Origin of the sequence: Natronomonas amylolytica, from assembly GCF_037031205.1 — an archaeon.
In the GTDB taxonomy this organism is placed as follows: domain Archaea; phylum Halobacteriota; class Halobacteria; order Halobacteriales; family Haloarculaceae; genus Natronomonas; species Natronomonas amylolytica.
Genome location: NZ_JAYEZM010000010.1, coordinates 109,151 through 133,472 on the forward strand (window position 1 = coordinate 109,151; position 24,322 = coordinate 133,472).

Below are 24,322 nucleotides of genomic sequence, written 5' to 3' on the forward strand. Positions count from 1 at the left end.
CACTTATAACGTAACGGGTGGTTGTTGTTGTTATGCTGCGATAGAGCTCCAATGGACGCTACCTCACCCAAACGACGGGGAGTTCCGACACCCCTACTTAAACAAAACGTGTTGTTGTTGCTAACCCACCAATAGGGTACGGTGAACACTCCAGTCGGCGGCTGACGCTCATCCATCTTCACGGCAGAGGGCCCCAAGATTAGCCACGTGAGTTGGCACTACACTACATTCTATGACATACCATAATGTGTAACACGGTAACAAGGGAGTAGCTTAAGTGTCTCTAGTTCTTAGAGCGAAGCGAGGGTACCGTGTTTGCGGTACAGTGAGTGAGTGAATGCGAACGAGCGTACCGCATTCACCCGATTTGAGTCCAAGCGTCGACCGCGCGTCAACAGTCGCGTGTCTTGCCCTTTGTACCGGATTCTCCATCGTCACGTGAAGAGCACCGACACCATACCCGACCCCAATACTATAGCTACAACAACAACACCTCATCCCCCTTTTATTCCCCTTACTGCGTAGTCCGATTGGAACCAGTTGGGGGATGGCAGCCGTCGACGTGCCGTTGCGCCCCTTACCAATCGAGATCGGCACGACGCCGTTGACGGCGCCACGTCGGGAACACCAATAACGAGAAGACCGCATCTACCTCCAGAAAACAAGGGTCTATTATCCCGGGCGTGAGGTGAATCCTTCACTAAACACGGACAAGATAGTGATTAAAATCAATCCGCCGTCGTCGGCGCCGCCTCGAAACCAGTCACGTGTTGGACTCGCTACTGCACGAGCATCCATGCATTCGGAGAAACTGGAACGCGTCGCGGGTATCGCCACACTCGTTGCAGCGGTAACGAATGTGAACCTCGATGTTGAAATCACCGGACGAGACGAACCCCTCGCGCATCAAGCGGTCGATAGTCCGCTCGAAGACAATCCGTGTCTTCGACTGCAACGCGCGTAAGCTCTCCTCCGTCGCCGCAAAATCGACCGTCGCTTCATTGTTCCTCTCCGGTGTCACGCATTCCCGGAGGTGCCGTCGAATCGTGCTTGGCGTCACCTGGTCATTACTGATTTCGGCGGGATCGATTCCCTCTTGCTGCATCTCCCGCAACACGCGCGAATCGACACTCACTCACCTCCGATTCCGTCATCTTCGCTCTGTATTCCTCGACTGGGCGCCCAGACCGTCCGAGGTGATCGCCAGCGGCGCGAAGCAACCTCTCGTTGAACCAATCAGTAATCTCCTGAAGACTCTTTCCCTCCGTCCAGTCCTGACGGATGTCTGCGTCCAGAACATCCAGAGATAGACCGTACTTGTCGGCCAGCGCCTCTATCTCGCATTCGGTTTCTTCTGCCATAATCGCATGCTCCTCGTGCCCGTAGATGGCCAAAAGGGCTCACCCCCTCTCAAGCAGCACTCACAGAATCTGTCTATCGAGACGTATAAGCCGATCCGAGCCCTCGCGGGTAGAATCATCTCGAACCGGACGTAAGGATAGTACTCCAACTGCTCGGACAGGTTCCACAGTAGTGTCCAAAAATCGGTTGGCGCCGTCGTCGGCGCCGCGTCAGAGGAGATCAATCATGTGACCTGAATCGATGACCATCCGCAGCGCGTCACGCGGCCGCGGCTCCAGTTCCTCCGGATAACTGTCCGTCAACAACCTCCAAATCAACCGTTGAAACCGCTCTGACCGCGACTGAGTACTTAAATCCAAGACAACTAGGGCGGAAGTGGACAGCCGTCTTAAACGCTGTAACCGCTGAAAGCGCGCGAATCGATTGAATCATCTCATACGTTCGAAACCGCCGTCGACGGCGCCGTAGCTCAAGTAAGATTCACCGGGGATCGGTTACACTGCCGTCGACGGCAAACAGGTCGAACAGGCGCCGACGACGGCGCCAGAAGATAGGGCTGCCAAACGCCTACGTGTTCAACGTCGCACTCGTCGACATCGCGGCTCTGTCAGAGGTTGGTTGATTTCCGGACAATCACGTCATTGTCGACCGCGACGACGTCCTTCTCGGTGAGGTGTTGGATGGCATCGTCCACGGCGTCGGGAGGGAGATCAACCGCGGCTTTCACCTCCGAGCGAGAGATCGACCACTCGAAGGCCTGTAGCACTTCGAGTTCCTGGTACACACGTTCGGTAATTTCGGAGACCCGCTCAGCCAACGGTGTCGAGATGTTGTGCTGGGCTTCGAGTTCGAGCAGTGCCTCGTTCGTGTGCGTGACGAACAACTCCTGTCCCAACAACTCGATTTGCTGCTCCAGTTCGTCTTCGATGACGTCGAAGTCGAGTTCAGTCTGCACGAGGGCGAACATATCCTCGATGTCGTCCGTTCGCCCGGCAACCGACTTGAACAGGAAGATGTCCTCGGCACTGACCAGCGCGACCGACAGTCCACCAGCGTCGAGGTAGGTCTCACTACGCTGTCGCATCCCCTCTGTAGGGGCGAGTTTGTCAATTACCGGTAGAAGATATTGATCCGACATCCATCGTCGTTCTCGAGAACTCGCTGTGCGCTGAAATCGTCGCACCTGCTTCTGCTTTTCGTCACAGGGGGTGGGAACCGACCCTTTCGCCTCCACCCAGTCGACAAGTTCGGACACGTAACTGCGATTCCGGTCTAACCCCCGGTGAGCCCGGGCACTGCCGACGGTTCCTGAGGGACTTTCAGCGCCGAGAGTTCTGCCTCGGTGTGCAGTATGTTGCAGATTTACGAGATAATTATAAATTCGATTTTCTGCAACATCAGACCGTCCGTCAGGGGAGTGAACGGTGGCCACGCTCCGACTGGTGGGAGCTTCAGTTCGAAAATAAATCCCGATTTTCCATTTTCAGGCAATCTCGCGGGCTTGCTGCCCGAAGTTCCTTGGAGCCCGAGCTCTCTTTCTTTATCCCTCCTTCAAATGAAATGTCGGCGGGTGACCGCCGACGTAGTCTCGTTTGGTGGGGCTAACGTGGGGTATGGGGGTCACGGGGGTGGCCCGTCAGCCCATTCTTCTTTTCCATCACTCGGCGCCGTCGACGGCGCCGGCCGGTCGAAGATACTCGGCGTACTCGTCTTCGTTCGGATGGAGGTGGGCCTTCATCGGTCTCGGACTTGTTGTGACCCATCAACTCCTCGTCAGAGATACCAGCACCAGACCACGGGGCGACCGGTTCGAATGAAACCGAGACGCGCGCAGGAGAGCTCAGCTCCTCCCTTAATTTTAAGTTGACTAGTCGACTGAATGGATTTAGAGATTGCGTGACGGCAGTAGGGAGCGACCCGCTGCGGAATGAACTCTGCAAGGCGGTTTCGGGGTTCTTTTATAAACACCCCGACGCCGTCGTGTGAATTCGAACCGTTCCGAAAAGGGATGGGCGCTGCAGGATTTGAACCCGCGGCATCTTGGTCCGAAGCCAAGTGCTCTGTCCAAGCTGAGCTAAGCGCCCGCACCCGTACCTAACTGGAGTCGTGCTTTTAACCCTGTCCATTCGGGCGAAGTTCCGGTGGGTTCAAGCGGCCGGCGGGGGACCCCGAGATATGGTGCAGGTGCGCGGGTTAGTCGAGTTGACGCGCCCGGGGAACGCCATCGCCGCGGGCGGGTTGACCTTTATCGGCGCGTTCGTCGCCGGGGGACTGGACGCCCCCCTACCGGCGGCCTTTGCCGTGGTGGCGACGGTGTTGGCGACCGGCGGAGGCAACGCCATCAACGACTACTTCGACCGGGAGATCGACGCCATCAACCAGCCGGAGCGCCCGATTCCGCGCGGTGCCGTCTCCCCGCGTGGGGCGTTGGCGTTCAGCGTCGCGCTTTTCGGCGGCGCCGTCGCGTTGACGCTGCTGTTGCCGCCGCTGGCCATCGCCATCGCCGTCGTCAATCTCGTCGGCTTGGTCGCCTACACGGAGGTCTTCAAGGGCATGCCGGGCGTCGGCAACGCTCTGGTGGCCGCACTGACCGGAAGTACGTTCCTCTACGGCGGCGCCGCGGTCGGCGGCGATCTGGTCGCGGTTTTAGTGCTGTTCGCGCTCGCGGCCGGCGCGACGATGGCGCGTGAAATCGTCAAGGACGTCGAGGACATCGAGGGCGACCGCGAGGAAGGATTGAACACGCTTCCCATCGCCATCGGCGAGCGGCGGGCGCTGTACGTCGCGGCGGTCTTCGTCGCGGCGGCAATCGTCGCCAGTCCGGCACCGTACGTGCTCGGGGTTTTCGGCGTCGTCTATCTCGTCGCCCTCGTTCCCGCCGTCGTGGCGATGGCCGTCGCCACCTACCGGTCCTTCGAGGACCCGACGACGGGTCAGACGTGGCTGAAGGCGGCTATGTTCGCGGCGGCCATCGCCTTCGTCATCGGGCGGCTTGCCGTCGTCGTGTAGGTTTTTGACGTGTCGACCATTCGGTCAAGTATGCCCGTCGAAAGCGACGACGAACTCCGGGAGATACTCGACCTCGAAACCATCGCCGTCGTCGGTTGCTCGACGACGCCGCAGAAGGACGCCCACGCGATTCCGAAGTTCATGCGCGAACGGGGCTACGAAATCATCCCGGTCAACCCCTACGCCGACGAGATATTCGGAAAGGAGGTCTACGACTCCCTCGCTGACGTCGAGGAGGAGATCGATATCGTCGACGTCTTCCGGCCGAGCGAGGAGGTAAGCGACATCGTCGACGCGGTGCTGGAACGCGACGACGTCGACGTCGTCTGGACGCAACTCGGCATCCGCGACAGCGAGGCCGGCGAGCGCGTCGAAGACTCCGGCCGCAAGTACGTCGAGGACAAGTGCCTGAAGGTCGAGTACAACCGCTTGAAATAGTTATTCGCCGCTGTCGGCCCCGGAACTGGAGCCGGATTCGGCATCCGCGACGGCGGTACCGTCGTCGCCGTCGGCCTCGGTGACCGCGGGTTCGGCCTCCTCGATGGCGACTTCGGTGAGGAGTTCGTCGACGTTGATGTCCTCCTTCTCGGCGAGGGCTTCGAGGATGGCGCCCTGCTGGTCGAGTTTGTTTTCGAGGGCGTCGACCCGCTGGTTCGTATCCTGGACGGTCTCGCGCATCTCGATGATCTGCTCGCGGAGTTCGTTGATTCGGCTGTACAGTTCGTCGCCCATGTCGGCGACTTTCTGGAGTTTCTTGGTCGCGCCTCCGAGTCCCATGTTCCTCGTATCGGTGCCCGCCGTGGTGTGCCTTGCGGTGCGCGCCGTATCCCCGAGCGTTAAGACGCCCGACACCGGATTCCCGGTATGGACAGCCGTCGCGCCGCACCGCAACTCGGCATCGTCGCGTCGTCGCTCGTCGTCGTCGTCCTCGTCGTTCCGTATCTCGTCGTCGACAGCGCCGCAGTATCGAGTTACTACGGCGCCGGCACGCCGACGCCGTGGGCGGCCGGCCTGATGGCGCTGGCCAGCGTCATCATCTTCGCCGCCGGCCTGAAGGACCGCACCGACCCAGAAACGGCCGCCGGCGCCGGTGTCGGCCTCGGTCTCGTCGTCTTCCTCATCGCGCTTTTGTGGGCCGTCACCGTCCCCAGCGAGGTGCCGCTCCAGTTGGCGACCGATGACCCGCTCGTCGGCCCACTGACGACCGGTGTCGTCCTCGAATATCACCGCTGGGTTCTCGCCGCGGTGTCGGTGCTGGTCCCCGTCGCTGGTGGTTGGTATGCGCGAGCGCTGCGGCTGTTTTAAACAGAACTTGGCGGATTTCGAGTATCAAAGAGAGTTGGCATACGCCGAGCGCAGCGAGGCGTTTCCCCGGACGCGACCGCAGGGAGCGGCCGGTAGCGACGAGTGACTAACGCGGCGCGAAGCGCCGCGGCTGGAACGAGTCGCTATTTTTCATCGAAGTTTTTGTCGGGTAGCCGCCAGCGGCGGCTACCCGTACAAAAAGTTCGGAATGAATGGTTGGACGCCGGGGGTTGCCTGGCCGTTCCAATACGGGGAGTCCCGCTTGCCTCCTCGGCCCCGCGACCCTACGGGCGACAGCTGTCCGTGGGCCCGCTGCTCACTTCCGTGCCTGACGGATTACCCACGGTTAACTCCGGCTGAACGTCCCTGCAGACGCCAGCCCGGAGACCGCTGCCCTCGTAGGACGAGGCTTCGACGTTGGCTTGCGGGGCCCGTACTGGTCGGGCCAGACGAACCCCGGATTCGGTCCCCGCTAAAGACCATAGCGCGGGTAGCGAGCGGGGCCTAACCGCCCGACCTGAGTCCAGATTATCGTAGACGGTTCCGACTTAAGTGTCTTTCGTCAACCGACACGACCGCTATCCAGTGGTTTTCCCGAGTCCCGAACGCGGCCGTGAGAAGCCCGCTCGACACGGTCTGTGTCGAACGGCGAGCGTACCGACGAGAGAGCCGACAACGAAACCCCCAAGGCGTCTCCGCCGGACCAGCGGGTATGAAGGCGACCGCGAAGGCGCACCCGATTCAGGGCATCGTCAAGTACCACGGGATGTTCGACCACGAGTTGCGGCTTCCCTACCACGACTCGATCTCCGTCTGTACCGCGCCGAGTCACTCCAAGACCACCGTCGAGTTCGATTCCGCCCGGGACGCCGACCGCTACGTCGTCGACGGCGAGGTCCTCGAGGGCCGCGGCGCCGAGCGCATCCGTGGCGTCGTCGACCGGGTCCGCGAACTCGCCGGCATCGACGAGCGCGTGCGCTTCGAATCCATCAACGACTTCCCGACGAACATCGGCTTCGGCTCCTCGGCGTCCGGCTTTGCGGCCGCCGCCGTCGCACTGTGTGCCGCCGCCGACCTCGACCTCTCGCATCCGGAGATGTCGACGATCGCTCGCCGCGGGTCGGCCTCGGCGGCGCGGGCCGTCACCGGCGCGTTCTCGCATCTCCGCACCGGCAAGGACGACATCGACTGCCGCTCCGAGCGCATCGAGACGGACCTCGAAGACGAGTTGCGTATCATCGGCGCCGAAGTCCCCGCGTTCAAACACACCGCGGCGGCCCACCGCGAGGCCGCCGACAGCCACATGTTCCAGGCGCGGTTGGCCCACATTCACGAGCAAATCGCGACCGCTCGACACGCCCTGCGCGAGGCGGACTTCGCGACGACCTTCGAGACCGCCGAACACGACTCGCTGTCGCTGGCGGCGACGACGATGACCGGCCCGGAGGGGTGGGTCTACTGGAAGCCCGAGACGCTGGAGGTCTTCGAGACGGTCCGCACGCTCCGCGAGGAGGAGGACGTGCCGGTCTACTTCTCGACGGACACAGGCGCCTCCGTCTACATCAACACGACCGACCGATTCGTCGACCGGGTCGAGGAGGCCATCGCTGACCTCGGTATCGACACCCACGTCTGGGGCGTCGGCGGCCCCGCCGAGGTGCTCGACGAGGACGAGGCCCTGTTCTGAGCTCTGTCGTACGTTTCCGGCCGGAGACGGCGCCACCCGGAGATTCGCCGAGAGCGGAACGTTAAGGGGCCCACGAATCCCCACGAACACGCATGAACGAGCAGGGTATGCAGTCGCTTTTGGACCACGACACGATGGCCGAGCGTGTCGAGTCCGGCGGGGTACCCGAGTGGGCCCGAGCGCACTTCGAATCATTCACCGACGGTCTCACCGGCGAGCGGAACGACACACCGTTTCCCTGCTTTTTCGGCACGGAAGCGGTCAAGAACGGCGAACTCCTCTATACCTGTGTCCCGTCGACCAGCGACCGGACAGCACTGACGGCCCTCGGCGAGACGCTGCTGGAATACCTCGACACCTACGAGGACTACGCCGACCGGGCCTCGCTGGTCGCCTTCTTCCAACCCGCCGAACGGCCGCTGTCGGAGGCCGACTACCACGATACGCTGTGGCACATCCTCCAGTTCCTCCACGTCCACGACCCGGAACCGTGGCCCGACCACATCCCTACCGAGACCGACCACCCGAAATGGGAGTTCTGCTTCGGCGGCGAACCCATGTTTCCGACCTGTCGAGCGCCCTTCTACGACACCTACAGGAGTCGGTACTGTCCCATCGGCCTCGAAATCACGTTCCAGCCCCGAACGCTGTTCGAGGACCTCAACGTGACCGCCGACTACGAGCAGGGACGGAACGCCCGCGAGGTGATTCAGGACCGGCTGGAGGGCTACGACGGCGTCTGTCCCCACGCCGACCTGGGCGACTGGGGCAACGAGGGCGACCGAGAGTGGCACCAGTACCTCTTCCGGGAGGACGATTCGCAGGCTCCGGACGAATGCCCGATGACCGTCACCCGTGAACACCCGAAGACCGACCACCTCATCGGCAACAGGCCGTCTGTTTCGGCGGACTGACCGGGTCGGTAGCCGACGAACCGACGGACGGGCGCACGACGCTCGTCCGACGGCGGCGATACACCTACGTGCGCGCGGTTGCAGGATACGCCCGTGAGCGATTACTACGTCGGTGCCGTCGCCCGCGGCGGCGTCTGGCTCGCGGTCGCCTACACCGACGAGGGCTACGACCACGCGGCGGTCCTCGATGGGGTCGGCGAGCTATGGACCCGCTACGAGGAGACCGCCGAGCGCGTGGCCGTCGACGTTCCCATCGGGCTGGAGTCGACGACGGCGCCACGGCCGAACGAGGCCGCGGCCGTCGAGTTGCTCGGCGAGCGTCGCGAGGCCCTCATCCCGGCGCCGGTCCGGGAGGCCGCCCGCAAACAGCGCTACCGGGCCGCAGCCCGGGTCCACGAGCGCAAGACCGGCCGCAGCCTCTCGCAGACGGCCTTCGAGCGCGCGCGCGTCATCGCCGGCGTCGACGAGTTCCTGACGACCATCGACGAGGCGCGGCCGATGTTCGTCGAGGCCCTGCCGGAACTCTGCTATCGCGCCTTCGCGGGCGAACCGCTCTCCTACCCACCGAGCGTCGCCGCCGGCTACGCCGAGCGCATGCGCGTTCTCGCGTGCTTCGACCGCGACGCCCCGCCGACCGTCCAGTCGGTCGCCGAGGCGACCGAGGGCCACGAAGTGCCGATTCCGGCCGTCCTCGACGGCGTCGCACTCGGCCTGACGGTTCGGCCCGGCCCCGGCGACCTCCGGTCGCTGCCGGCCGACCCGCCCACCGACGAGAAGGGCCTGCCGATGCAGTACGTCTACCGGAGCGAAACACCGCTGACGGCCGGCGAGACGGCCTGAAAAAGAGTCGTCCGTCGCTACGATTCGGCGACCGGGCCGTCGGCGAACTCGAGGCCACCGGTGAGGGTCCGGTGGGGGTAGGGGATGTCGATGCCCTCCTCGTCGAACCGCTGTTTGACGTTCCGGACGTACTCGGCGCGCGTCTTCACGAAGTCCGCACGGGAGGGGTTCGAAATCCAGATGCGGGACTGCAGGCCGACCGAGGAGTCGCCGAGTTCGGTCAACCGAACCGACGGCTCGGGGTCGTCCATAATGTCGTCGTGGGCTTCGGCCTCTTCGAGGATGATATCCGTCGCCTGCTCGATGTCGTCGTCGTAGCCGATGCCGAAGACGAACTTCAGGCGGAGTTTGTCGGCGTCGACGGGGTTCTTGACGACGTTGTCGGTCAACTGGGAGTTCGGTACCGTCAGCAGTTCGTTGTCGAACGTCCGCAGGCGCGTGACGCGGAGGCTGATGTCCTCGACGACGCCCGACTGGTCGTCGAACTCGATCCAGTCGCCGATTCGGAACGGCTTCTCGGTGAAGATGAAGACGCCGGCGACGAAGTTCTGGAGAACGTCCTGCATCGCGAAGCCGATCGCCAGCGTCGCAGCGGCGGCGATAGTCGCAAGCGAGGTCAGGATGTTCCCCCGCCCGGCCGCGCTGAAGGCGATGGCGATGGCGATGAAGACGACGATGAAGAAGGCGACCTTGTTGAGGGGTTTCTTCGCGTGCGTGTCGAGCCCGCGGCGGTCCATCGCCCGGTTGACGAGGGGGATGACGAAGGCCCGGCCGGCGATGTACAGCAGGATGAAGACGAGGATACCCTGAACGGCGTAGCCGATGGGGTCCGCGATGGTCGGGTCGACGTTGAAATAGTCGTTCAGGAACCGGCCGACGAGGCTGGTGGCCGCGTCCGCGGCGGCCTGGAGCACCATCATCGACGAATCACCGCCGTGTGACCCCGCGTATCGAACACCTCAGCGCCGACGCGGTCGGCCAACTCCTCGGCCAGTTCCTCGGTGTTCGTCCCGCCCCGGGCCGCCCGGAGGAACTTCACTTTCACCAACTCGCGGTCGTCCAACTGGTCTTTGAGTTCGTCTACGACCGGGTCGAGTCCGGATTTGCCTACCCAGACCGTCACGTCGAGGTCGTGAGCCCGCTTTCGCAGGTCGTTTTCCGACATACAACCGGGTTGGGTTTCCTCTCTTAAAAGAGTGGCAGACACGGCCGCTCAGTAGGGGAACCGGGCCTGTTCCCCGCACTCGCAGGTGACCACGACGTGGCCGTCCTGCGTTCGCACCCGCGCGTTCCGGCCGGGAACCAGATACGCGTCGCACGCGTCGCAAGTGAATCGTTTAAATCGCTTCGGCAGCGACAGGCGGTTCCGCTCGGCGACCCGGCGGGCCCGACGCACGTACCGGCGCGCGAGGTCGTCGTCGCCCTCCCGGGCGGCCGCCCGCGCCAGTTCGTGTAACCGCTCGATGCGTTCCTCGGCGACGCTCACGGGCCGTCGTTCTCGGCGCCCGCGTTTAGGCGTTCCGTGATGGGTCCGGCGGGCGTCGGTTCCCACCGGGTGGGACGTGGGGTCGGTTTATAAGCCATCGTCCGACCAAGGTGTAACTGTAAAGGACTGATCCAAATGTCAACTACAACCCGAAACCGGCTCGAAAGCCGCTACGGTGGGCTCACCCTCACCGGCGACCCCCACGCTCTCAGCGCGTGGTTCGTCGTCGCGTTGCGGCTGGTAATGGGCGGTATGATTCTCTTCGCTGGCCTCGGGAAGGTCAGCGAATGGCCGTTCGACGCGAGCGGCTACCTCGTCCACGGGGTCGACCCCGCGAGCCCGGTCAGCGGCCTCTACGCCGCGATGGCCGCCAGCCCGGCGGTCATGGAGACGATTAACGTCCTCATCCCGGTGACCCAGCTCCTCATCGGTGCGGCGCTCATCGCCGGCGCGTTCGTCCGACTGGCCGCCCTCGGTGGCGCCCTACAGATGACGGCGTTCTACCTCGGCGGCTGGGCCGGCGACTGGCTGGCGCTGTTCGATTCGACGCTGGTCTACATGGTCGTCTTCCTCGCCATCGGGGCCTTCGCCGCGGGCCGCATCCTCGGCGTCGACCGCTACCTCGAGCGGCTCGAAGTCGGCGGCATGCCGCTCATCGAGCGGTACCCCCGACTCGGATACGTCCTCGGCTGAACGACCGCTTTTTCGCATCGGTTTCCGTTTTCAGCGACTCCCGACGAGTAGAAACCGTTTTGTGCGCGAAGCCACGACTCGCACATGGGAACCGCACGACCGCAAATCCGACTCGCCGGCCGATTGGTCGGCTTGGGATTGCGGTAGTGCTGGCGTAACGCCACAGGCTGGCCCGCTGCCAGCCCCTGCGAGCAATCACGCCAATCGACTACAGCGGTCCGTGCAGTTCCAATTTACAAACAATGGCACGAATGCATTCCCGCCGTCGTGGGTCGTCCGGTTCGGACCGACCTGCGGCCGACGAACCGCCGGAGTGGAGTGACGTAGACGAAGACGCAATCGAGGAGCGCGTCGTCGAACTGGCCGAAGAGGGGCACGACCCCAGCCAGATCGGCCTCAAGCTGCGCGACGAGGGCGTTCAGGGCACGCCCGTGCCGGACGTCAAACTGGCGACCGGCAAGAAGGTCACCGAAATCCTCGAGGAGAACGACGTTACCCCCGACTTCCCGGAGGACCTCCGAAACCTCATGGAGCGGGCCGTCCGTCTCCGCGCCCACATGGACGAAAATCCCGGCGACGCCCAGAACAAGCGAGCGCTCCAGAACACGGAGTCGAAGATTCGCCGGTTGGTCGACTACTACCGCGGCGACAAACTCGACGCCGAGTTCACCTACGAATACGACGAAGCCAAAGAGCTACTGGAGTAAGTCACGATGTCCGCCGCCGGCCGCTCGGAGGACGACCGCACCCCTGACCGCGTAGCCGCCGGTCTGCGCGATGCCGACTTCGTTCGGCTCGTCGCGACCGCCGACGGCGACGCGCTCGCCGCGACGGGTCTCTTGGCCCGCGCACTCGATGCCGCCGAGGTGCCCTATCAGGCCAGCCTCGCGGCCGTCCCCGACGCCCCGGCGACCGACGCCGATTTCACCGTTTCCGTCGGCCACACCGACAGTTACGCGGACGTCCCGCTCCGCGGGGAGCCACTCGCCCTCGCGGCCGCCGACATCGCCGCCGACCTCGCAGGCGAGGCGGTCGATTCGACGCTCGCGCTTGCCGGCGCGGTCTGTGCCGGCGCCGAACCGTCGGGGACCTTCCTCGAACGCGCCGACCTCGACCGACGACCGGGCGTCGCCGTCCCGACCGAGGACCGTACTGAGGGCCTCGCCGGGTCGACGCTCGTGCATGCCGACTTCTCGGGCGACCGGGAAGCGGCCGAAGACGCGGTTTCGGCGGTCGATGCCGGCCGCGAACTCGCCTCTTACGTCGCGCTGTCGGCCGTCGAGGACGCACCCCCGCGTGCCTCCGAGGCGGTCGAACGCGCGCTGTATCCCTATGAGACCGACCGGTTCGAGACGCTCGGCGGCTACGCCGACGTGCTCGATGCGGTCGCCCGGGAACGGCCCGGGACGGGACTCGCCCTCGCGCTCGGCCACGCCGTCGACGAGACGGCACTGGAGGCCTGGCGCGCACACGGCCAGCGGGCCCACGACGCGGTCCGCGAGGCCGACACGAGCCGATACAACGGTGTCTACGCGGCCCGGGTCGGCCCCGACGCGCCGCTGGGCACCGTCGCTCGTCTCCTGCTTGCCTATCGCGCCCCCGAACCGGTCGCGCTCGTCTCGACCGAGGGCGGCGCGGCAATCGCGGCCGACCGCGATATCGGGCAGGCGGCCCACGAGGCGGCAGCCAGCCTCGACGGCCGGGCGACCGCCCGCGGCACCCACGGACGGGCGACGTTCGACGGCACGGCGACCGACTACATCGCGGCCTTCCGGGAGGCGCTATGACCGCCAGCCACGAGGTGACGATTCGGACGGACCACGACGACGCCGAGGTCGTGGCGGCGGCGCTGACTCCCGACAACACCGCGGAGATGTCGACCCGCGTCGAGGGGTCATCTATCGTGACGACCATCGAGCGCGATTCGACCGGCGGCCTCCGGACGACGGCGGACGATTACGTGACGAACCTCACAGTCGCACAGACGATAACCGATACGACAACACAATCATGAGCGAACGTTCAGTATCCAAGCGGAAACAGGAGAAGCGATGGTACACCATTATGGCCCCCGAAATCTTCGACCGGGCCGAACTCGGTGAAACACCCGCCGAGGAACCCGAGCAGGTCTACGACCGGACTATCGAGACCACGCTCGGCGACCTCCAGGGCGATCAAAGCGAGAACAACACGAAACTGACCTTCCAGGTCACGGACGTCGGCAGCGACACCGCCTACACGGAGTTCATCCAGCACGAACTCACCCGTGACTACCTCCGCAGCCTCACCCGCCGCGGCACCTCGAAGGTCGACGCCTTCGTGACGGTCCTGACGACCGACGACTACCGACTGCAGGTCCAGCCCGTCGCCTACACGACGAAGTCCGCGGACCGCAGTCAGGAACAGGAGATCCGACAGATCATGGTCGATCTCGTCGAAGAGGCCGCCGAGGAACGTACCTTCGAAGGGCTCCTCGACAGCATCGTCGAAGGTCGTCTCTCGTCGGCCATCTACAACGACGCGAAGAAGATCTACCCGCTTCGCCGCGTCGAGGTCCAGAAGACGCGCCTCGAGGCCCGACCCGAAGAGGTCGCCGCCGAGGAAGAGGCCAGCGTCGACGTCGAAGACGACGAGGAATAACGCGACCGAGATTCTCGTTTTTATTCCGCCCGACCAGCCGCGAGGCCGTTCACCGGCCGCCTACTATTCGCGGACGACGATGGTGCCAACCATTCCGCCGCTTTCGTGGGGGATACAGAAGTAGTGGTGTTCACCGGCTACCTCGAAGGTGTGAGAGAAGGTCTCGCCCGGCGCGATGTCGCCCTCGCCGGTATCGTACCACGCCTCGCGGGCGGCATCGGTCGAGGTGCGGTCGCCGCTGGCGAAGAAGGCGGCACCCTCGGGCAGTGCCGACTCGTAGGCGGTGACGGTGTGGCCCCGAGAGCCGTTGTTCCCCCAGACGACCGTCTCGCCGACCGAAACCTCGTATTCGTCCGGGAGGAAGGCGTTCTGGGACATCCCGATGTCGTAGTCCTCCTCGGAGAGGCCGCCGGCGAAGGCGTCGAGACAGCCGGCGGTTCCGACCGCGAGGGCGGCGCCTGTGGTCCGGAGATACGCCCGTCGGTCCATATCCGAACTCGTGGCCGGACGGCCAAAGGCGCCTCGGTTCCGGCGTGAAGCGAACGTACTAAGGTCGGCGTCTTCGACCGCCCGACATAGAGCCATGCAGCCGCGCTTTCTGGGACAGTTGGGGCTGGCCGACACCATCACGGTCGCCAACGCGGCGCTGGGTTTCGTCGCGGCCGCCGTCGCCCCCGTCGACCCCGCATTGAGCGCGCGGCTCATCCTGCTGGGCGCCATCGCCGACGGCCTCGATGGGGTCGTCGCTCGCGCCCGCGGCGGCACCGCTGTCGGTGATTACCTCGATTCGCTGGCCGACGTGGCCTCCTTCGGGGTCGCCCCCGCCGTCTTCGTCTACGCCGTCGCCACCGGCGGCGGCTTCCCGACCCTCGATACGCCGCTCGGTGCCGCGTCGGTTGCCATCCCCGCCGTCTTCGTCGCGATGGCCGTCGTCCGTCTCGGCTTTTATATGTTGCAAGACCGCGAGGACCCGACGACGGAGGGCGTCCAGACGACGCTCGCCGCCACCATCCTCGCCGTCCTCTATCTCGCAGGCGTCACGGACCCGGCGTTTCTCCTCGGGACGATGGCCCTGTTCTGTTATCTGATGGTCGCCGCCATCACGTACCCGGAACTGTACGCCCGCGACGCGCTCATCCTCGGCGGCTTGCAGGCACTGACGGTCTTCTTCCCGACCGTCGTCAACCGCGTCTTCCCTCGCTCGCTGTTGCTGTTTGCCGTCGCGTATCTCGTCCTCGCGCCGTTTATATACTGGCGCGAGGCGTGAAGCCGACATTTAAGAGAGATAGCATCCGCGAGAGGGGGTTCGAAGAACCCCCTCGAAGCGGTTCTCGGCGACGAGCGAAGCGAGTCGCCGTAGCGCGCACGGACTGGAGGCGCCCGAACGGCGCCGAAAGGAGTACGCGCGCATATTTTCACCACGTTTTTGCCCGACTGAGCGCGCCGCAGGCGCGCGAGGGAGGTGCAAAAAGTGGATGAGAAGGGAAACGCTCTTGCCCCGTTCTTGCGGATAGGCGTGTATGAGCAACGGGGACGACGAGACGACCGAGGACGACACCTCGGAGGAGACGGCCCTCGACGCGGACACCCTCGAATCCCGCCTCGATGACGTCGAAAGCGCCATCGAGGCGGCCGAGACGGAGGCCGACCTCGACGACGCCGAGGCGGACCTCGATTCGGTCGAAGCCGACGTCGAAGCGGCAGACCTTCCGGAACCGGACGACGAAGACGAAGAATCTCGCGAGGAGCAGTTGACCTCGCGCATCGAGGAGCTTCGTGACGTGCTCGAAGAAGCACGCGGCCCCTACGCCGAGGACGTACAGGAGGTCCTCGACGAGGCGGCGACGAAACTCCGCGAGACGCGCTGGACGGAGGACGGCGAACCCGACGCGAAGGCGGCCGCCGAGACGTTCCTCGATGCGGCCGGCGAGGAACTCGACGCCGACTTCGTGGCCGGCAGCGACGAACTGGACGACCTCGCGGCGGCGCTCGAAGACGTCGGCGAGACCATCGTCGAAGGCGGGTCGGCCGTCGAGGGCGGTCTCGACCCCGACGAGGACGACGAAACCATCGCGGCGCTGCTGGAGGCCGCCGACGAACTGGAGACGGGCCTCGACGACGCCGAGGAGTGGGACGACCTGACGGTCGTCGAACAGCTCCGCGTCGAAGGGTTCTACGACCGGATGAACGCCGAAAACCGGAAGGACTACCCGCCGGAGTTGACGGTCATTCGCCTCGCGGAGGCCGAAAACGACCCCGAGCGCATCGTGCAGGCCCTCGAGAAGTTCGAGTCCGACTTCATGGAGGAGAACTGCATCGACGCGCTCCGCCGACTCGGCTCCGAGGAGGCCTTCGAGATCATGCACGAGCGCGCCCAGAAGCGCAACCGACCCGAAATCGAGGTGCTCGGGAAGATCGGCGACGAACGCGCCGTCGAGACGCTCGTGGAGTTCGCCAACAGCGACAACCCGCCGCTCCAGAAGGTGACGCTGCGCGCGCTCGGCGAAATCGGCAGCGAGGAGGCGACACAGGCCGTCGCGAACGCCCTCGACGACGACGAATCGGTCGTTCGCTCGCAGGCCGCACGCGCACTCGGTCTCCTCGGTGACACGCGCGCCATCGAACCGCTCTCGGACGTGTTGGACGACGAGGACGAAGAAAACGAGGTCCGTGCCTCCGCGGCGTGGGCCCTCGTCCAGATCGGCACCGAGCGCGCCCTCGAGGCCGCCGCCGAGTACGACGACGACCGCGCCTACACGGTGCAGGTCGAAGCCGAGAAGGCGCGCGACGCGACCGCCGCCTGATACCCACCGCTGTAGTCTGTCCTCGACGAGCGCCGACTCAGAGGGCGCTCGCCGGTAATTCGTTACAACGGTTGGTATAGCCGACCCTTTTTGTACCAAGCCGGGACCAACCCGGCGCGTGCTTGCCCGTCGCACAACCCTCGTGTTCGCCATCGTACTGTTGGCCTGTAGCGTCGGCGCCGGCCACGCCGCTGGAGCGCCGAACGGTACGTCCCAGCAACACGAATCCTCGAACGCGACGCTCGTCTCGGCGTATCCGTCCCCGGTCGCCCGCGGGGACTCGGGCGAGTTCGTCACCGTCCGCTTTTCCCACCCGACGAACACGGCTGGTTGGACACTGACCGACGGCAAGACGACGGCCCGCTTGCCGAACCGGACCGTCGACGGAACGGTCGCGTTTGCGATGAATACGTCCGCTGCCGGCCGGCACACGGACCACCCGACCGCGCATCTCGATGGCCGACTCCTGTTGGCCGACGGCGGCGACCGACTCGAACTCCGGGCCGGAAATCGGACCGTCGACAGCGCCGGCTACCGGAACGCGCCGGAGGCACGAATCCGAGACTTCGAGACCGGCCGCTGGCGGCCCGTCGGCGCGACGGACTTCGACCCGGTCCGAACCGACGGCGGAACGGCGACGGCGTTCGTCCTGCCGGACGGCGACGACGTGACGGCCGAGACGCTCGCGAGCGCGGAGGAGCGTCTCCTCCTCGCCGGCTACACGTTCACTTCCGCGCGGACGACCGACGCGATTATCGGGGCCCACGAGGACGGTGTCGAGGTGCGCGTCCTGCTGGATGGCTCCCCGGTTGGCGGGATGACAGTTCGCCAGCAACGCCAACTCGACCGCCTCACCGAGGCGGGCGTTTCGGTACGGCTCCTCTCCGGTCCACACACCCGCTACGACCACCACCACGCCAAATACGCCGTCGTCGACGACCGGGCGCTCGTCCTCTCGGAGAACTTCAAGCCCGGCGGAACGGGCGGCATGTCGAGTCGCGGCTGGGGCGTGGTCCTCGACGACGGCGGGACGGCAGCGGCGCTGGCGGACCTCCACGGCGTCGACTGGCGCTGGCGGGCGGCGACGCCGTGGGAAGAGTACCGCGCGGGCCGCGACTTCACCGAGTCCGACCCCGCTCTCGGGGAGTTCGAGGAGCGTCACCCGCCCCAATCGCTGACGGTCGAATCGACGACCGTTCTCGTCGCACCGGACAACGCCGCCGAGGAGATGATAGACCGCATCGACACCGCCGACGACCGCGTGCTCGTTCAGCAGATGCACATCGATAGCCGCGACGAGCGACTCCTGCGGGCCGTGCTTCGGGCCGCCGACCGCGGCGTCACCGTCCGCATCCACCTCTCGGGGGCGTGGTACGCCGAGGAGGACAACGCCGCCCTCGTATCGTGGCTCAACCGCCGGGCGGACGCGGAGGGCTGGGACCTGCAGGCTCGCGTCGACGAAGCTAGCGGCTACGAGAAAATCCACAACAAGGGTGTCGTGGTCGACGAGACCGTACTGCTCGGGAGTCTCAACTGGGGTCCAACCGCGCGAACGGAAAACCGCGAAGTCGTCGTCGCACTCGAAGAGAAAAGAGTGGCCGCCTATTACGTCGACGTGTTCGAGGATGACTGGTCGAAAGCGGGAGCGACGGGGCGGCCGCTGCCGGCCGGCCTGCTCGGTGCGGTGGCCGTCGCCGGGGCTGGCGGGCTGTTGGTCGCACGGAAAATAACGTTCGTCGGCCGCGACGGCGTCGTGACCGACTGGGAGTGGTGATTACTCGTCGTCGCGGAGGAGCGTGCTGCGGAGCGCCTCGTCGAGTTCGGCGTCCTCCATCTTCTCGACGAGGGCGTCGATGACGGGTTCGCGCATGCCGGAGACGAACTTGATAGAGCCGACGACGAGGTGGCCGCCACCGGAGACGCCCGCGCCCTCGATTTCGTCCTGCAGTTCGGTCACCATGTTCGGGATGTCGAGACGGACGCCGTCCGAGCGGAGAACCGCGAAGTCCGGGCCGTAGCCGATGGTGATGACCGGTTCTTCGGTCTCCTGGACCTTCCGGTCGTGGAGTTCGCCGGTCGTCTTGCCGGGCGCGGGGTAGGTAAAGCGGCGGGCGTGGTTCTCGACGTCCAGACGGTAGAGATTGGCGCCGTTGTCGAGCCGTTCGTGTTCGACGTGCGGTTCGGAGTCGTCGATCTGGGATTCGACGCGTTCGGTCGCACGCGTCGAGAGGAACTCAACCAGTTCGCGGTGGCGCTCCTCGTCGTCGCAGTCGAGGTTAAGCACGTCGTTGATGAGGTTCTCGCCGGACTGGTAGCGGAGCCAGTGGGCCGCGTAATCGAGGGCTTCGCCGATGTCCTGCAGGTCGGCCTCGTCGTAGCCGGCCTCCTCGGCGAGTTCGAGGTAGTCGCCCATCGCGTCGGCCTTCGAGCGGTCCGAGAGACCGGCGACCGCGGGGACGTGCTCGAGGTCCTCGGTGATGGAGGGGTCGATCATCCGCGCGAGTTCGACACACATCATGCCGGTCGTGATGCGGTAGTCCTCGTCGTGGAGGTAGGGATTGACGTGTTCCTCGACGAGCGGGCCGACCGCGTCGGGGTCGGGGTGGTGGTGGTCGACGACGAGGATGGGGATGTCGTACTGGGCCATCGCGCGGTAGGCGGGCGTGTCCTCCTCGGTCGAGCCGTTGTCGACCATAAAGAGCAGCGGGAGGCGCTGGCCGTGTCGCTCCTGGTCTTCGAGCGCGAAGTTGAGGTCGCGGGTGACGTCCTCCATCTCGTAGTAGGGCGCCTTCGAGGGCAGGCGCTTGAAGAGATGGCGGGAGGCGTCGGGGTCCTCGTGGGTCTCGTCGATGAAGTTCTCCAGTGCGTACTGGACGGGCAGGGAGGCGCACATCCCGTCGCCGTCGGCGTGGTGGCGGAGACGAATCGGCCGGGAGTCCAGTACCGACCGGCGGAGTTCGCGGGCGACCTCCGCGAGGTCGTCACGGAGCTTCTCGAAGGCGGGCCACTCGATGAGCGGTTCGACTTCGGCGGGTTCGGCCCGGGCTTCGAGGTCCTGTTCGACGGCCTCGCTGGCCTCCTCGGCAGCCTCGCCGCGGAGCCGAACGAGTTTGTCGACCTCCAGTTGGAGGGCGTCCTCGTGGGTCTCGACGGTACCGGTCACGCGGACGATGTCGTCGAGTTCGACGTCAGGGTAGGCGCGCACGCCGGCTTCCTCGAAGGCGGCGCAGGGAACGGCGCCGGCGCCGTCCTGAATCGAGAAGATGGTCGGGCCAGCGGTCTGTTTGATCTGGACGACGACACCCTCCAGATGGACGGTATCGCCGATGCGGTCGCCGAGGTCGGGAACGCGAACATCGTCACCGTGTTCGACGGCGACGGTCTCGACCTCGTCGGGGTCGGCGTCGACCTCTTCGAAGCCGAGGTCGCCGTTCTCTCGGATTTCGACCAGTTCGACGACGAGGTCGTCGCCGACGTCGTAGTCGCCCTGCAGGTTCGATTCGTGAACGAGGCCGGAAACGTGCTCGGAGAGGTCGACGAAGACGCCGTACTCGACGACCCCGTTGACGGTCGCCACGTACTGCGTGCCTTCCTCGATATCGTCGAGGGTGCAGCCGGGGGAAAGGTCGTGGACGACCCCCTCGGAGGGTCGGTTGCCGGCGTCGCCGGCGGCGGAACGAGTCATTGGTGAATTTTCGGTCCCGACTCGTTTTAAGGGTGTTGTTGTCGAACTCGGCGGTTCGAGCGGTCGTCGACTGGCCGCGTTGGCGGTCCCCTCAAGTGGACGTCGGTCCGGAAGCCTTAGTTGGCGCGATGCCGGAGACGTACGTATGGGTCTGCTCGGGTCGTTGACACCGAACCTGTTCCGGTCGAGCAAGGTCATCGGCATCGCCGACGACGCCTTGCACTTTGCCCTCCAAGCCTCGGAGGACGCCCACCCCAACGAGTACATGGGCCAACTGCGCGGCACCGACGCGCGAAAACTCGACCTCGACCGCGACGGGACGGTCATCACCGACGTACTGCTGGCGCCGGGGACCAAGACCAATCCCGTGAGCGCCGAGTTCAACCCGAGCTACATGCCGAACGACGTCAAGAGCGTGGGGTCGGTTCACTCCCATCCCAACGGCGTTCTCCGCCCGAGCGACGCCGACCTCGCCACGTTCTCGCGGGGACAGGTCCACATCATCGTCGGCGCGCCCTACGGCCGCGACGACTGGCGAGCCTTCGACAGCGAGGGCCAGCCCCGCGACCTCGAGGTTCTCGACGTGGAACTGCCGGACGACCAGTTCTTCGATTTCACACAGGCGGACATCGACCGGGAGCTACGATGAGGCGGGTCGTCGCACAGGGTACCTTCGACATCCTCCATCCCGGCCACCTCCACTATCTGTCCGACGCGAAATCGATGGGCGAGGAACTCCACGTCATCATCGCCCGCAGCGCCAACGTCACCCACAAGGAAAAGCCGGTGCTGGACGACCGCCAGCGCCGGGACATGGTCGCCGCCCTCGACCCCGTCGACGAGGCCCACCTCGGCCACACCGAGGACTTCTTCGTCCCCATCCGGAACATCGACCCCGACGTCATCGTGCTGGGCCACGACCAGCACCACGACGAGGAGACGCTGGCGGCGATGCTCGACGAGGAGGGAATCGACTGTGAGGTCGCCCGCGCCTCCGCCCGCGACCCCGAATACGACGGCGAACTCCTCTCGACGGGACGGATTATCGACCGGGTCTGCGAACGTCGGTGCTGAATCGACCCCAGACTGTTTTATGTACCCATATACTAGCAGAATAAGCCGTAATACCGATTTTACGTGTGAGTACCTGCGTTCAGATTCGGACGAGACGTGCGACAACGGTATCCGGTTAGTGGCCGCCCGAAACGGCGTGTAGACCGACGATTCCGACGACGATTACGCCGATGAATGCCACTCGGACAAGGGTGGCCGGTTCGTCAAAGAGGACGATTCCAAGTGAGGCCGTTCCAACAGCTCCGATACCCGTCCAGACGGCATACGCCGTGCCTATAGGGAGGTTTTTGACGGCCTGTGCCAGCAGTACCATGCTGATGATGAGGGCGACCGCGGTGCCGAGCGTCGGCACCGGTTTCGAGAGACCGTCCGAGTATTCAAGTCCGATTGCCCAACCGATCTCGAACAGACCGGCGAGTACGAGGAGATACCATGACATCTGGTCTCTACCTACCCAACCGATCTGTCTATACCTTCTGCTATCCCTCGAGAGGTGGACTTTTAGGTGAGTCACCTGTTTCGGTATCGTTACGTAGAGCCTCTCCCCCGACCGAATCAGGAATCCGCGCACAATGCGGAATGACCCACTGACGACGATTAGCTGACCTCGTCGTAAACCTCGGCCAGTCGGTCGATGGACCGCTCGACCGAAAGGCGGTCGCGCTGTTGGAGACATCTCTCGGCGAGCGAACCGACCTCGGAGAGCGTGCGCTCTATGGCCGCCCGGAACCGGTCGGCGTCGCCGACCGGGAAGTGATAGCCGGTCACGCCGTCGTCGACGGTCTCGGAGAGCGCTCCGCTGTCAGCGGCGACGACCGGCGTCCCGCAGGCGATGGCCTCCAGCGCGACCAGCCCCTGCGTTTCGACCGGACTCGGGAATGCGAAGACGTCGAGCATCGAGTAGAACGTCGACAACTCCTCGCGGTCGAGGAAGCCGAGGAAATGGACGTTCTCCCGGTCGCTTGCCCGGGCTTCGAGGTCCTCGCGGGCCGGCCCGTCGCCGCCGACCGCGACGGTGACGTCGAGGCCGTCGGTGGCTGCCAGCAAGTCGTCGAGTCGCTTCTCGTAGCCGTGCCGTCCGGTGTAGCCGACGACCGGTCCCGACGGCAGGTCGTGGCGGTCGCGGAAGGCCGCGATGGTGTCGTCGTCTGCGGGCCGGAACCGCTCGATATCGACGCCATTCGAGATGACGCGCGTCGGCGTCGACCCGGTATCGACGGTCCGGGCGGCCGTCTCCGAGGGAACGACGACGGCGTCGGCCCCCTCGAAGAACCACCCCTCGTAGCGGTCCGCGGCCTGCCGGATGACGCCGGCGAAGGCGTCGCTGATGTAGTCGGCGTACTCGTGGGCGGGCGTATGGTAGGAGACGACGAGCGGGACGTCGTGTTTCCCGGCGAGCCGTCTGCCCGCCAGACCGAGCATGAACGGGGTGTGGGCGTGGACGATATCCGGAGCGGGTAGCTCGCCCGGAATCGACGGGACGCCGAACCGGAACCCCTCGTAGAACGGGAACGGGACGCTCGGGACGGAGAACTCGCCGTCGGCGGGGGCGTACTCGTCGTCGTCGGGATAGACGACGGGCATCCGGCCGCCGCGGGCCCGCCAGCGGTCCCGCCACGTGTTGACGGTGTAGGTCACGCCGTTGACCGTCGGCAGGTACGTGTCCGTAAACACTGCGACGGTCTTCATTGGCGGGGATTAGCCGACCGGACTTTAATCGGTTATGACTTCCGTATCGCCGACGTCCGCCGCCGACCCACCGTTCGCCAGCCGCCGGGCCGTCTCGTAGGCGTCGGTTAGCTCCTCGGCGACCCGCTCTAAACTGTGTTCTCGAGCCGTCTCACGGGCGTTCTCGCCGAGTCGGTCGCGCAGTTCGGGGTCGCTGCTCAGGCGGTCTATCGCCTCACGGAACTCCGCGAGGTCGTCGCATTTCAGGCAGTCGACGCCGTCGGTGTAGAACTGTTCGAAGATGGACAGATCGCGGATGACGACGGGTTTGCCGCAGGCCATCGCTTCGAGGGCGGCGATACCCTGCGTTTCGGACTTCGTCGCGAAGAGGTAGATGTCCCCGGCGCCGAATGCTCCCCGGATGTCCGGTACCCACCCGGTGAAGGTCGCGTTCTCCGGCGGGTTCTGGACCCACTTTCGGACCGCCGAGGAGGCCAGCAGTCCCGTATCGTAGGGGCCGAACCACGCGAACTCGTAGTCGGTGGTTTCGGCCAGTCGACAGAAGGTGGTCAGACCCTTCCGCTCGAAGACGTTGCCGACCGAGAAGACGACGGTCCCGTCGAGGTCGTAGCGCTCGCGGTAGTCCTCGCGGAACGACTCGAACCCCTCCAGCGACGCGATGTCGACGCCGTTGGTAATCGGGCGGACCGGGGCGTCGATGGGGTAGGAATCGAGGACGGATTTGGTGTGCTCGCTCGGACACAACACGAGGTCGGCCTGCGAGTAGAACCACTTCAGATACGTGCCGAAGGCGGGGGCGACGGTCGTCGACCCGCGGAAACTCTCGGCGAAGTCCTGATGGGTGGTGTGCGCGTGCAGGACCAGCGGGATGTCGTTGCGCCTGGCGTGTCGGGCGACCGCGACGGTGCCCGGCCCCACGAGGTTGCAGTGGGCGAGGTCGTAGGACTCGAACAGTCGGTCGCCGACCGCCCGCTTTACCGCCGCGGTCCCGAGACGGCCGCCGTTCCACGGCGAGGTGACCACCTGCAGGCCGGTATCGGCAAGCGCCTTCCGCTGGTGGCGGGCCGCCGTGCCGATACCGCTTCGCTGCAGTTCCGATTCCAGTTCGAGGTAGTTGAGGACGCGCACTCGTCG

Annotated in this window: 28 protein-coding genes, 1 tRNA gene and 1 other RNA gene; 16 read left to right on the forward strand and 14 right to left on the reverse strand. The window is 65.2% G+C overall.

Annotated elements, in window-relative coordinates:
* Window positions 1-763 precede the first annotated feature (763 nt).
* The 4 genes from rdfA (U5914_RS14375) to U5914_RS14385 all read right to left on the reverse strand — a co-directional run bounded on the left by rdfA (U5914_RS14375) (window position 764) and on the right by U5914_RS14385 (window position 3,446).
* Window positions 764-1,135 carry a rod-determining factor RdfA gene (gene rdfA / locus U5914_RS14375; protein ID WP_336136443.1) on the reverse strand — a complete coding sequence of 124 codons (372 nt, stop codon included), beginning with the start codon at window positions 1,133-1,135 and terminating at the stop codon, window positions 764-766.
* Entirely contained in the window at window positions 1,068-1,361 is a 294-nt protein-coding gene (gene rdfA / locus U5914_RS16895) for a rod-determining factor RdfA (protein ID WP_418766771.1), read from the reverse strand. The genes rdfA (U5914_RS14375) and rdfA (U5914_RS16895) overlap by 68 nt, the downstream gene beginning before the upstream one ends.
* Before the next feature lie 608 nt (window positions 1,362-1,969).
* Window positions 1,970-2,446, reverse strand: coding sequence for a hypothetical protein (locus tag U5914_RS14380; protein ID WP_336136444.1), 477 nt, complete (start codon window positions 2,444-2,446; stop codon window positions 1,970-1,972).
* A 925-nt stretch (window positions 2,447-3,371) separates the two neighbouring features.
* A tRNA-Arg gene (locus tag U5914_RS14385) sits at window positions 3,372-3,446 on the reverse strand.
* A gap of 91 nt (window positions 3,447-3,537) precedes the next feature.
* Between U5914_RS14385 and U5914_RS14390 the strand changes: the two genes are divergently transcribed.
* Complete coding sequence (locus U5914_RS14390; protein ID WP_336136445.1) at window positions 3,538-4,371, forward strand: geranylgeranylglycerol-phosphate geranylgeranyltransferase; 834 nt, start codon at window positions 3,538-3,540, stop codon at window positions 4,369-4,371.
* A gap of 30 nt (window positions 4,372-4,401) precedes the next feature.
* Window positions 4,402-4,809: a CoA-binding protein gene (locus U5914_RS14395; RefSeq protein ID WP_336136446.1), complete on the forward strand. Its 408-nt coding sequence runs from the start codon at window positions 4,402-4,404 to the stop codon at window positions 4,807-4,809.
* Here U5914_RS14395 and U5914_RS14400 read toward each other — a convergent pair whose 3' ends face one another.
* Entirely contained in the window at window positions 4,810-5,148 is a 339-nt protein-coding gene (locus U5914_RS14400; protein WP_336136447.1) for a DUF5798 family protein, read from the reverse strand.
* 87 nt (window positions 5,149-5,235) lie between these two features.
* Here U5914_RS14400 and U5914_RS14405 point away from each other — a divergent pair, with 87 nt between their 5' ends.
* Entirely contained in the window at window positions 5,236-5,676 is a 441-nt protein-coding gene (locus U5914_RS14405) for a DUF7548 family protein (RefSeq protein ID WP_336136448.1), read from the forward strand.
* Between the two features lie 214 nt (window positions 5,677-5,890).
* Here the strand turns inward: U5914_RS14405 and ffs are convergent.
* Window positions 5,891-6,205: signal recognition particle sRNA (ffs, locus tag U5914_RS14410), an RNA gene on the reverse strand.
* 183 nt (window positions 6,206-6,388) lie between these two features.
* Between ffs and mvaD the strand changes: the two genes are divergently transcribed.
* The 3 genes from mvaD (at window position 6,389) to U5914_RS14425 (ending at window position 9,117) form a co-directional block, all read left to right on the forward strand.
* Entirely contained in the window at window positions 6,389-7,363 is a 975-nt protein-coding gene (mvaD, locus tag U5914_RS14415; RefSeq protein ID WP_336136449.1) for a phosphomevalonate decarboxylase MvaD, read from the forward strand.
* Window positions 7,364-7,455: 92 nt separating this feature from the next.
* Window positions 7,456-8,277: a YqcI/YcgG family protein gene (locus U5914_RS14420; protein WP_336136450.1), complete on the forward strand. Its 822-nt coding sequence runs from the start codon at window positions 7,456-7,458 to the stop codon at window positions 8,275-8,277.
* Window positions 8,278-8,370: 93 nt separating this feature from the next.
* Complete coding sequence (locus tag U5914_RS14425) at window positions 8,371-9,117, forward strand: DUF429 domain-containing protein (protein WP_336136451.1); 747 nt, start codon at window positions 8,371-8,373, stop codon at window positions 9,115-9,117.
* Window positions 9,118-9,134: 17 nt separating this feature from the next.
* On the opposite strand, the gene U5914_RS14430 is transcribed toward U5914_RS14425, so the two are convergent.
* The 3 genes from U5914_RS14430 to U5914_RS14440 are packed head-to-tail and all read right to left on the reverse strand — an operon-like array spanning window position 9,135 to window position 10,603.
* Entirely contained in the window at window positions 9,135-10,037 is a 903-nt protein-coding gene (locus tag U5914_RS14430) for a mechanosensitive ion channel family protein (RefSeq protein ID WP_336136452.1), read from the reverse strand.
* Window positions 10,034-10,282, reverse strand: coding sequence for a YhbY family RNA-binding protein (locus U5914_RS14435; RefSeq protein WP_336136453.1), 249 nt, complete (start codon window positions 10,280-10,282; stop codon window positions 10,034-10,036). The genes U5914_RS14430 and U5914_RS14435 overlap by 4 nt, the downstream gene beginning before the upstream one ends.
* A 48-nt stretch (window positions 10,283-10,330) precedes the next feature.
* Window positions 10,331-10,603, reverse strand: a complete 273-nt coding sequence (locus U5914_RS14440; RefSeq protein ID WP_336136454.1) for a ribonuclease P protein component 4 — start codon at window positions 10,601-10,603, stop codon at window positions 10,331-10,333.
* A 135-nt stretch (window positions 10,604-10,738) separates the two neighbouring features.
* Here U5914_RS14440 and U5914_RS14445 point away from each other — a divergent pair, with 135 nt between their 5' ends.
* The 5 genes from U5914_RS14445 (at window position 10,739) to U5914_RS14465 (ending at window position 13,936) form a co-directional block, all read left to right on the forward strand.
* Window positions 10,739-11,296: a DoxX family protein gene (locus tag U5914_RS14445; protein WP_336136455.1), complete on the forward strand. Its 558-nt coding sequence runs from the start codon at window positions 10,739-10,741 to the stop codon at window positions 11,294-11,296.
* Window positions 11,297-11,538: 242 nt separating this feature from the next.
* Window positions 11,539-12,003: a 30S ribosomal protein S15 gene (locus tag U5914_RS14450; protein WP_336136456.1), complete on the forward strand. Its 465-nt coding sequence runs from the start codon at window positions 11,539-11,541 to the stop codon at window positions 12,001-12,003.
* 6 nt (window positions 12,004-12,009) lie between these two features.
* Window positions 12,010-13,083 carry a hypothetical protein gene (locus U5914_RS14455; protein ID WP_336136457.1) on the forward strand — a complete coding sequence of 358 codons (1,074 nt, stop codon included), beginning with the start codon at window positions 12,010-12,012 and terminating at the stop codon, window positions 13,081-13,083.
* Window positions 13,080-13,310 carry a KEOPS complex subunit Pcc1 gene (locus U5914_RS14460; RefSeq protein ID WP_336136458.1) on the forward strand — a complete coding sequence of 77 codons (231 nt, stop codon included), beginning with the start codon at window positions 13,080-13,082 and terminating at the stop codon, window positions 13,308-13,310. The genes U5914_RS14455 and U5914_RS14460 overlap by 4 nt, the downstream gene beginning before the upstream one ends.
* A complete protein-coding gene (locus U5914_RS14465) occupies window positions 13,307-13,936 on the forward strand; it encodes a 30S ribosomal protein S3ae (protein WP_336136459.1) in 630 nt (209 codons plus the stop codon). Before U5914_RS14460 ends, U5914_RS14465 begins: the two co-directional genes overlap by 4 nt.
* Before the next feature lie 63 nt (window positions 13,937-13,999).
* Here the strand turns inward: U5914_RS14465 and U5914_RS14470 are convergent, their stop codons facing one another.
* Window positions 14,000-14,425 (reverse strand): plastocyanin/azurin family copper-binding protein, encoded by a 426-nt coding sequence (locus U5914_RS14470; protein WP_336136460.1) that lies wholly within the window; start codon window positions 14,423-14,425, stop codon window positions 14,000-14,002.
* A gap of 94 nt (window positions 14,426-14,519) precedes the next feature.
* Between U5914_RS14470 and U5914_RS14475 the strand changes: the two genes are divergently transcribed.
* From U5914_RS14475 to U5914_RS14485, 3 genes are all read left to right on the forward strand, one after another.
* Window positions 14,520-15,203, forward strand: a complete 684-nt coding sequence (locus U5914_RS14475) for a protein sorting system archaetidylserine synthase (protein ID WP_336136461.1) — start codon at window positions 14,520-14,522, stop codon at window positions 15,201-15,203.
* 253 nt (window positions 15,204-15,456) lie between these two features.
* Window positions 15,457-16,740, forward strand: coding sequence for a HEAT repeat domain-containing protein (locus U5914_RS14480; RefSeq protein WP_336136462.1), 1,284 nt, complete (start codon window positions 15,457-15,459; stop codon window positions 16,738-16,740).
* Window positions 16,741-16,858: 118 nt separating this feature from the next.
* Window positions 16,859-18,514 (forward strand): phospholipase D-like domain-containing protein, encoded by a 1,656-nt coding sequence (locus U5914_RS14485; protein ID WP_336136463.1) that lies wholly within the window; start codon window positions 16,859-16,861, stop codon window positions 18,512-18,514.
* Here the strand turns inward: U5914_RS14485 and U5914_RS14490 are convergent, their stop codons facing one another.
* On the reverse strand, window positions 18,515-20,425 hold the full coding sequence (locus U5914_RS14490; RefSeq protein ID WP_336136464.1) for a DHH family phosphoesterase: 1,911 nt from the start codon (window positions 20,423-20,425) through the stop codon (window positions 18,515-18,517).
* 145 nt (window positions 20,426-20,570) lie between these two features.
* Between U5914_RS14490 and U5914_RS14495 the strand changes: the two genes are divergently transcribed.
* Window positions 20,571-21,074, forward strand: a complete 504-nt coding sequence (locus U5914_RS14495; protein ID WP_336136465.1) for a JAB/MPN domain protein-containing protein — start codon at window positions 20,571-20,573, stop codon at window positions 21,072-21,074.
* On the forward strand, window positions 21,071-21,499 hold the full coding sequence (locus U5914_RS14500) for an FAD synthase family protein (protein WP_336136466.1): 429 nt from the start codon (window positions 21,071-21,073) through the stop codon (window positions 21,497-21,499). The genes U5914_RS14495 and U5914_RS14500 overlap by 4 nt, the downstream gene beginning before the upstream one ends.
* 115 nt (window positions 21,500-21,614) lie before the next feature.
* Here U5914_RS14500 and sugE read toward each other — a convergent pair whose 3' ends face one another.
* The 3 genes from sugE to U5914_RS14515 form a co-directional block, all read right to left on the reverse strand.
* Window positions 21,615-21,938 carry a quaternary ammonium compound efflux SMR transporter SugE gene (gene sugE, locus U5914_RS14505; protein WP_336136475.1) on the reverse strand — a complete coding sequence of 108 codons (324 nt, stop codon included), beginning with the start codon at window positions 21,936-21,938 and terminating at the stop codon, window positions 21,615-21,617.
* A gap of 158 nt (window positions 21,939-22,096) precedes the next feature.
* Window positions 22,097-23,188, reverse strand: a complete 1,092-nt coding sequence (locus U5914_RS14510) for a glycosyltransferase (protein ID WP_336136467.1) — start codon at window positions 23,186-23,188, stop codon at window positions 22,097-22,099.
* Between the two features lie 24 nt (window positions 23,189-23,212).
* Window positions 23,213-24,316, reverse strand: a complete 1,104-nt coding sequence (locus U5914_RS14515) for a glycosyltransferase family 4 protein (protein WP_418766772.1) — start codon at window positions 24,314-24,316, stop codon at window positions 23,213-23,215.
* Window positions 24,317-24,322: the final 6 nt, after the last annotated feature.